General features: G+C 38.1%; 8 protein-coding genes. All 8 read right to left on the bottom strand.

The annotated features are described in order from the left end of the window. Positions 1-105: 105 nt before the first annotated feature. Complete coding sequence (locus tag JZO83_RS11185) at positions 106-468, bottom strand: hypothetical protein (RefSeq protein WP_206857395.1); 363 nt, start codon at positions 466-468, stop codon at positions 106-108. Between the two features lie 5 nt (positions 469-473). Then, a complete protein-coding gene (locus tag JZO83_RS11180) occupies positions 474-1,037 on the bottom strand; it encodes a hypothetical protein (protein WP_206857396.1) in 564 nt (187 codons plus the stop codon). 24 nt (positions 1,038-1,061) lie between these two features. Further along, entirely contained in the window at positions 1,062-1,586 is a 525-nt protein-coding gene (locus JZO83_RS11175; protein WP_206857397.1) for a hypothetical protein, read from the bottom strand. Between the two features lie 24 nt (positions 1,587-1,610). Next, entirely contained in the window at positions 1,611-4,601 is a 2,991-nt protein-coding gene (locus JZO83_RS11170; RefSeq protein WP_207115792.1) for a BspA family leucine-rich repeat surface protein, read from the bottom strand. Between the two features lie 146 nt (positions 4,602-4,747). Then, positions 4,748-5,926: a hypothetical protein gene (locus JZO83_RS11165; protein WP_207115791.1), complete on the bottom strand. Its 1,179-nt coding sequence runs from the start codon at positions 5,924-5,926 to the stop codon at positions 4,748-4,750. 74 nt (positions 5,927-6,000) lie between these two features. Then, on the bottom strand, positions 6,001-6,174 hold the full coding sequence (locus tag JZO83_RS11160; RefSeq protein ID WP_207115790.1) for a hypothetical protein: 174 nt from the start codon (positions 6,172-6,174) through the stop codon (positions 6,001-6,003). A 47-nt stretch (positions 6,175-6,221) separates the two neighbouring features. Beyond that, complete coding sequence (locus JZO83_RS11155; protein WP_206857401.1) at positions 6,222-6,782, bottom strand: hypothetical protein; 561 nt, start codon at positions 6,780-6,782, stop codon at positions 6,222-6,224. A 47-nt stretch (positions 6,783-6,829) separates the two neighbouring features. Continuing rightward, positions 6,830-7,591: MucBP domain-containing protein (locus JZO83_RS11150; protein ID WP_207115789.1), on the bottom strand; the 762-nt coding region annotated here is incomplete at its 5' end.

Here is a 7,591-nt window from a genome sequence, read left to right as displayed (position 1 = left end):
GTACTTTGTCTACAATCTGAAGCCATCCGGAAAGGATGGCTTTTTTGTTTGCTCTTATTCGGTCATTTTTCAACGATTACTTTTCTGCTATCTTTATCATTTCATTCATTTAATATGATACTTTTGTTTTTTACAAAACAAGATAACTCCTCCGCAAATACAAATGATTAGATAGCCTAAGAAAACGATTCGTTGATCACCTATTGTTCCTGTTTCAGGTAGTTTTTTTTGACTTACCCCAGAAAGATCGGCGACTAAAGTCTTATGTTCGTTTGCTTCGTTTTGCTCTTCAAAGGTCGTCCCAATCGTACCAGATACGCTAATCGTATGATCGGATTGCACTGCTTCCGCCTTGACTATGGTCGAAAATGATAAGCTGATAATAAGAAGCATGTTTAGTATACATAAAACTTGCCATTTTTTATTTCTAGTCTTCCCCATCTTACTATCTGATAGTAGATTTTCCATTCACTTTATGCCTCTACCGCAAAATTTAATACGAGGTTAAAACTCGGATTACTTTCTACAGATGCGTTTTTTGGTGTCGCATCTCCAATAAACTGGAAGTTTCCTACTGTATTACTCCCCTGATTACCTGACAGGGTAAATAAAGGCGTAGCTGTCACTGTCGAAACTCCTTTGTTAAATAATTCGATCGTGTTGATCGTCAGTCGATCCACTTCACTCATCTCTTTGATTTCTGTGACATTCGAGACTGTTGCCCGCACACTTAGCGCAGAATGATTTGTCACTTGGTAAGAAGGAGAAGTAATCTTTTTATGCTCAGATTCTTCTGTTGTATGGAAAATGGCTGTTGTTGGTATTGTCACATTGATCCATCGATCTAAATTTTCTGGGTTCGGACCTGGCTTTGTATTATCAAATTCACCAATAATCCCCTTTATAGTGATATCTCCCGAGGTTGTACCCTCTCGACCATCGATTGTTTGGAGTGGATTAGCAAAAGCGGTAGCTCCACTCATACACACTCCCGTAACTGTTAGAATACTTAATACTAATTTTGTTGCTCTCTTCATTTTGGTAGCCTCACTTAAATTGGATTAGTTATTGATTAATATAGTTATTTCTGCTTCAGTTATTCCTTGCTTTTCTTTGGTTTCTGGATCATAGATATTGACTGTCGCTGTCGCTGGATATTCGCCTTTTTCTAATGGCCTCTTCAAATAGACAGATTCAACCAATTGATTGGGATAGATAGCGCCAGAAGAATAAATCACTTCTTTCGTGTCAGCGAGCATGATATCGACCGCAATCGGATAAACATTCGTGCCAGGATTGACGATTTCGATCGATCCACGACTCCTGCCATTTTCAAAAACTGCTTCTGGGTTGATCTGCAAAGTGAAATAATTAGCATCTGCTACTTCTTGTGCACGCTTAGAGATCCGTTGATCACTCGCATCACTGATTTCAGGTAGTAATTCTGCACTGATAACAGGGACAGGATCTTTTTGACTGAACCAATACCAACTACCAATAACAAGAATAGTCAAAGAAATAAGTAACAAGGTAACAACTTTCTTTCGTTGTTTTTTCTGCCGATTGGCACGTTTTGGTTCTTTCATTGATTAAATGTCTCCTAGTCATTTTTATTCACTTACAGGATTGATCTCAGATATTTTTCTTGGGACAAATCGTAAAATGAGACGATAAATTGGAACTAACGAGTCTTCATAATAGCCACCTTGTTCATATTCATTGTCCGAGATCCATTTAGGGTATGGGCCATAATATCGACCAGTTAAATAGAAAGGTACGCTTGTATTTGGCGCGACTTGAGCTAAGCGCTGCTCACTTGTTCGTTCATACAAAGGAATGTTCGTTCCATTAGAGCTCACTTGTAATTCCATCAGTGGTCGCTTGATATCAGAAAGTTTTTTCACTTGTCCATCTTGCAGATAAGTGTGATCTAAAGGATTTTCATTTTCCTTTAGCAAGGTGATCCCTGCATCCTCCTCAACAATAAATTGATTGACATACGTATCGACCGAAAGATTCGAATGATTACGTATCTCGTAATCTGGACTAGTAAATTCACGATTGGTTTCTTCTCCTTGATAGAGTGATTCAAACATCATTTTAGTTGGAATCGAAACTTTTAGATGATGGATCTTTGAACTTACATCAATGCCTAGTGAAAACTGATAGGCTTTGTTCCCTACTTCCAAGGTGGCAAAATATGTCCCATCTTCTACTTCGCCATTTGTTAAATCTGTAGCCACTATTTTAATTTCCTGACTTTGATCGGCCTGTGATAAAACATCGTGTGCTGATGCTTGACTTTCTTTCAGAATCAATTCATGCAGTTCTGCTTCACTGGTTAGCCCTTCTAATTTAGAACGATCTAATGTGAAGTTATTTGCAGTATAGTCGATTCCTTTGATTACCTTTTCATCAATAGTCAGATCACCTGTCGTTTCTACGGAAGGTTTAGATAGACTGAGTGTTACCTGTGTATCTGTTGCTAACCGCTCATTTTCTTCCAAGGGTATCTCAAACTGACGAATCTGTTGATCGGGATCTTGGTATTCTCCCCACTTGATCCTTGGCGATTCGTTAGTCACAGTCATTGTTTGTCCCGCTGTATTTTGATAGGTGATTGTTCGCATATCTGTTACTTCTGTCATCCAGCCAGTGATTGCAGTTGATTGATCACTAATTGGGTCTAATACTGCCACCAATTCTTCCGGACGAAAACGCTCCCACACATAAGTTCCTGGATGATTTCCGTCATAATTTTCCATAAATTCATTTGAATTCTCAAACGTGATTGTTCGAACGGAACTATCCAAACTTTCTTCAAGGACCCATCGGCCTGTATACTCCGCTGTAGGAACGATATTTCGTAAGCTGGTATTTCCGATAACTGATTCTTCTCCTAATTTAAGGGATGAAAGTCTTGATGCAAGATAGAACATACCCCTAATATCTTTATTTCTTGTGTCCCAATTACTCAAATCTAATTCAGTTAGTGAAGAGGAAGACATAAATAAATTCGTCATACTGGTCACATTCTCAACATTCCATTGACTGACATCGATATCCTCCAAGTTGTATGTCCAAGCAAATGCGTGGCTCATATTCGTCACATTAGACACATCCCATTGACTAACATCTAACTTTATTAAATTGCTCATCCAAGCAAATGTAAAATTCATACTGGTAACATTTGAGACATCCCACTGACTGATATCTAACTCTTTTAGAACCGAAGTATGTGCAAACATCTCATCCATATTCGTTACCCTAGATGTATTAAAGTTTCCTGCACCTTCAATACTTGCCAATTGCCTTGCCTCGCTAAAAAGAAATGCGCTATTTTCCGGTAAAAGTACCTCGTTGGTGACAGCGATAATTTCAACTTCTGAATGGACTTTCCAAGGTGCTTCTGGGACCGATCCAGCTATCCCTCCATACAAGTGGATGGTTTTCGTTGCCTCGTCGTATTCCCATGGAACGCTTCCCCATAACTCCTGATTCTTCCGATAGATATAAGTGACTGTCTGCTCAACATTTGTGAAAACACCTGTTGCATTTTCTGGGGTAGCAACCAACTCCCAACCTTCGATTTCTTTTGCTTCTGTGCGATATGATTCACCGCTAAATCCTGATAAAATATCACTTTGTGCTAACTCATTCCCTGCTTCATCCAAATAACGTACAACGACACTACCTTGTTGCAAGCGTTCATAGTTAGCTTGGATGATCACAGGACCCGTCCCCATCCGTAAACTGGTATTGGCAAGATTACTGTTCGTGATTATTGCGCCATTTTGTGTTTGAAACTGCCAATTGATAAACCGATATCCGACCGCTGGATTCGCGTTCAAATTGATGGTTGCTCCTTGTACACCAGATGAGGCTGAAGCCGTGGGATTGCCACCAATCGCCGGGTTGGCTTGCACGCTCAAACTATGGGTGATTTGTTCGTAAACTGCTCGAATCGTCGTATCTCCTGCCCCCATCGTAATAGACGTACTTGGACTCGTTCGGTTAGCGATAGTCGTGTTTCCAGAAACAGGTTCCCACTGAACAAAGCGATATCCATTCGAAACATTGGCATGGATCGTGGTCGTTTCACCTTGCGAAAGTATTGTTTGATCCGCTCTTGGATTTCCTCCAGCATTTGGAGAAGATTGGAAATTTAAGTTGTAAACCCTCTCATATATTGCTCGTATCGTTACCGTCTCATGCACTGGTGGTCCTATAGGGCCTCCTGTAGCAATATTAAGACTTGTTGTTTCTGCATTTAGATTGCTTATCGAAGCACTCCCTCCATTGATTAGCTCCCATCGAACAAAACGAAACCCTTGGTTCGGATTTGCACTGATAGTGTATAATAAACTTCCCCCTGGCGGAGTTATATGAGGCATAGAAATAGGTCTACCACCTTCTGAAGGACTTGCTTCAAATGTGATTGTTGCATTTCTCTCTATTCCTAAACCTAGATCGTTTTGGTTTTCAGGAGCGGATTCACTAGTTTCTGATCCATAGGCAAAATGAAAAGGCAGATGGGTCAAAAGAACAACAATTACGGTCATTAAGATGATTGTTTTATTACTATTAATTTTGCTTTTCATTGGTACTCCTTAACTTTTAGCTATTGCAATAAGCGAATATTTTTTCTTTGTTAGAGTTCTTATAATTAAACAACGTGACGATTCGTCAGACAATTAATCATTGGTATCCCTAATTGATAAAATTTTTATCAATTAGAGATACTTTTTTATACACGTTGCTCTTTAGGGGAAGAACTACGTAATTTCTCTGAACTCTTGCGTTGCATGATTTCTGCTGATTTGCTTATGCTTGCCTCCATTTTGTTTTGTAGCTTACTAGGACTAGGAATACTTGTGGCTAAGGAAGGGGGTAAAGTTTTTTGAGTCAGTCTTCGTTGCTTCACTTCATGTGAAGTCCCCGTGCGATCACTCACATTGAATAAAGCCTCTGCTTTTGCATGATCTCCTTTCATAGCTAACGATCGAGCTTTCTGTACAATATCTAAATCATTTTTCAATTCATTGATCTGATTTTTTAATTGGCGATATTTTTGCCGGTTAAAAATATACTTACTAAAAAAATTGATTCGTTGTTTTTTACTTTTTAATTCGGCTAATTCATTTTGTTTCGTATTGAGTTTCATACTGTACTTTTCTAAGTTATGATTTTTTACGATGTTTTCTTTTAACTCATGAATTTTTTCAAAAACGGAATGAGTATTTCGATAGTAAGCTTGATCTTCTTTCCAGTTTTCGATAAAGTTATTAAGCGCTAATTCACTTTGTTTTTCATGTTGCTTGAACTTGCCATAGAAACTCGCGTCATTAAAACTAGAATCCATCTTAAAGTCATATCTTTTTTTATGCATTTCGATTTTATTACCTAATTCCTTGATGTTTTTTTCATCCTTTGATGAACCATACTGATCAAAAAAAACAGATAATTTTTCAAATTGCTCGTCAAGATCACGATGGATCATTTTTTTTGCTTTTTTTAAATCTGCTCGAACGCTTGGCGACATCTCTTTCATTTGGCTAGACAAATCTGTACTTTTTTTCAATTTACTACTTTTACCAATTTTAATTCTTTCTGCTTCTCTTTCTCTGATTAACTTTGCTTTTTCTGCTTCATATTCATCATAGCGGAAATCACTCATATCTTTGAGGCGATCTATTTTCGCTTGTATCTCTGAAATTTTTTCTGTTAATTTCTCAATCTTCTCAGGATCATTTTTTACTTCAGTATCTCTCGATGAACTTGATGAAGCAATCGGCTGTATTTGATCTCGTGCAGCGATCAGCTGTCGCACGTTATTTCTCTCTGCTACTAAGCGATCGTACTCAGGATCATTTATATCTTTTATACGTTCAATTCTTTGATTTAATTTTACGAGTTGTTCATCCATTGTCATTCCCACTTTCTTAAAGAAATCCTTTAACTATCTTCGTGATATTATCCATGAACAAAATGACTTATTTCCTATTTTTTCTTCTTCTTTTGTAACGAACGTTTGAACCCCTCTGATGATCGGACACTCTCTAAATAGACTCGTTCTTGTTCTCTCTTGTTTTCTTCTATCCTCTTCATTGTTTGGATTCGCTTGGCTTCGCGGCCTACTCTTCGTTGTTCATCACGCATACGATCATGTTCCATTATTTCTCCTCCAATCGTGATGTCCCAAAATGATACTTAAAAATTCTTTATGATCGCTGCAACGACGGTCTTCTTGTTAATTGATTATTTTTAGACAACTGATTGATTTTATTACTTTTACTGATTGCCTCTTTTTTTACTGAAGCAAAACTTAATTTTTTGATTTTAGAAACAGATTGTTGTTTGGCCGCCTTCACCGTTTTAGCTTCGGCAGATTTAATTCTTCGTTGTTGAGATGTTGCGCTGATACCCAATGTTTTTATACTTTTCAAAAGATCAAACTTCATGAAGTTCGCTCCTAATTTGTATAAAAACTGAAAAAGGTTCCGATTGGTTTTTGTTGCAATATTTTTTACAACAGGAGCTTTTTCTTTTGAAGCTTCCATTTTGACAGGTTGTTTTTTTGCTGACTTCGTCGTATTCGCAGATGCTTCTATTGGTGATTGCTCTTTTTCTTTCTTTTTTGTGATTCTATTTTTGATCATCTTCGTTACTTTGACGACAAATCTTCCTAAATACTTCAGTCCCATAAAACCAATTTTGGGTGATTTCAGGGATGTTTTTTGTAGCATCTTTACCTCTGGATCTGGCTGTTCATTTGTGATCATCGAATTCCTCCTTTAAACTAGTAGAGTGTCCTCATTGGTTTTTAAATTTAGTTTGCTTTTTTTAGCTTTTTCCATAGGACAAAGGCGACGATAGATGTTCCTACTATAGTTAAATAAATGTCTGCTTGACCATTTAACTTTGGTAATGAACGATTCTCTTGCTTTCTTCTGATTTTGACCCCATCATTTTTTTCGATTGATGGTTTCTTGTTATTTACCTCTTTCCCTGGTTTTGTTTCAGGTTTTGTTTCAGGTTCTTTATCATTGGGTTTACCATCCTCTTTTTCTGAGGTCTCTTCATTTTTGACATAGATGAATTTTATTTCTTGCTCATCATCAGTAAACACACCAGTAGGTTGCCCGATGATTTCTTTGACTTCCCAACCATCTATTTCCATTGGCTCTGCCTTAAAAGCTTCTCCCCATTTTCCAAGTAGAATTTCCATTCGATTTTTTTCAGGTGCTTCCTCAAAAATATGATTAACGGCTACTTGACCACCGACTTTACGCTCGTATTGGATCGTCACCGCTTGTGCTTGTTCCGTCACCGTCACTTGTGGCAATTCACCTTTTACTCGCCACCCTGCTTCTGTTCGTGGCGTCAATTCAAACAGATCACCCACATTCCCAACATCTGTAATCACTTCGCTCGTATTCAGAGAAGAATCGCCTATGAATTCATGATTTACGGTGATTGCACCTCCGGTTTGTCGCTCGTATTGGATCGTCACTGTTTGGACTTGTTCTGTCACCGTCACTTGTGGCAACTCACCTTTTACTCGCCACCCTGCTTCTGTTCGTGGCGTCAA

Source organism: Enterococcus sp. DIV1298c (genome assembly GCF_017316315.1).
GTDB classification, from domain to species: domain Bacteria; phylum Bacillota; class Bacilli; order Lactobacillales; family Enterococcaceae; genus Enterococcus_B; species Enterococcus_B mangumiae.
The sequence above is the reverse complement of the archived record's forward strand: the minus strand, read 5'-3'. Positions and strand labels throughout refer to the sequence as shown.

Excerpts from the sequence above, each read along its gene's own strand:
- JZO83_RS11185 (WP_206857395.1), bottom strand. The coding sequence starts at position 468 with ATGGAAAATCTACTATCAGATAGTAAGATGGGGAAGACTAGAAATAAA.
- JZO83_RS11180 (WP_206857396.1), bottom strand. The coding sequence starts at position 1,037 with ATGAAGAGAGCAACAAAATTAGTATTAAGTATTCTAACAGTTACGGGA.
- JZO83_RS11175 (WP_206857397.1), bottom strand. The coding sequence starts at position 1,586 with ATGAAAGAACCAAAACGTGCCAATCGGCAGAAAAAACAACGAAAGAAA.
- JZO83_RS11170 (WP_207115792.1), bottom strand. The coding sequence starts at position 4,601 with ATGAAAAGCAAAATTAATAGTAATAAAACAATCATCTTAATGACCGTA.
- JZO83_RS11165 (WP_207115791.1), bottom strand. The coding sequence starts at position 5,926 with ATGGATGAACAACTCGTAAAATTAAATCAAAGAATTGAACGTATAAAA.
- JZO83_RS11160 (WP_207115790.1), bottom strand. The coding sequence starts at position 6,174 with ATGGAACATGATCGTATGCGTGATGAACAACGAAGAGTAGGCCGCGAA.
- JZO83_RS11155 (WP_206857401.1), bottom strand. The coding sequence starts at position 6,782 with ATGATCACAAATGAACAGCCAGATCCAGAGGTAAAGATGCTACAAAAA.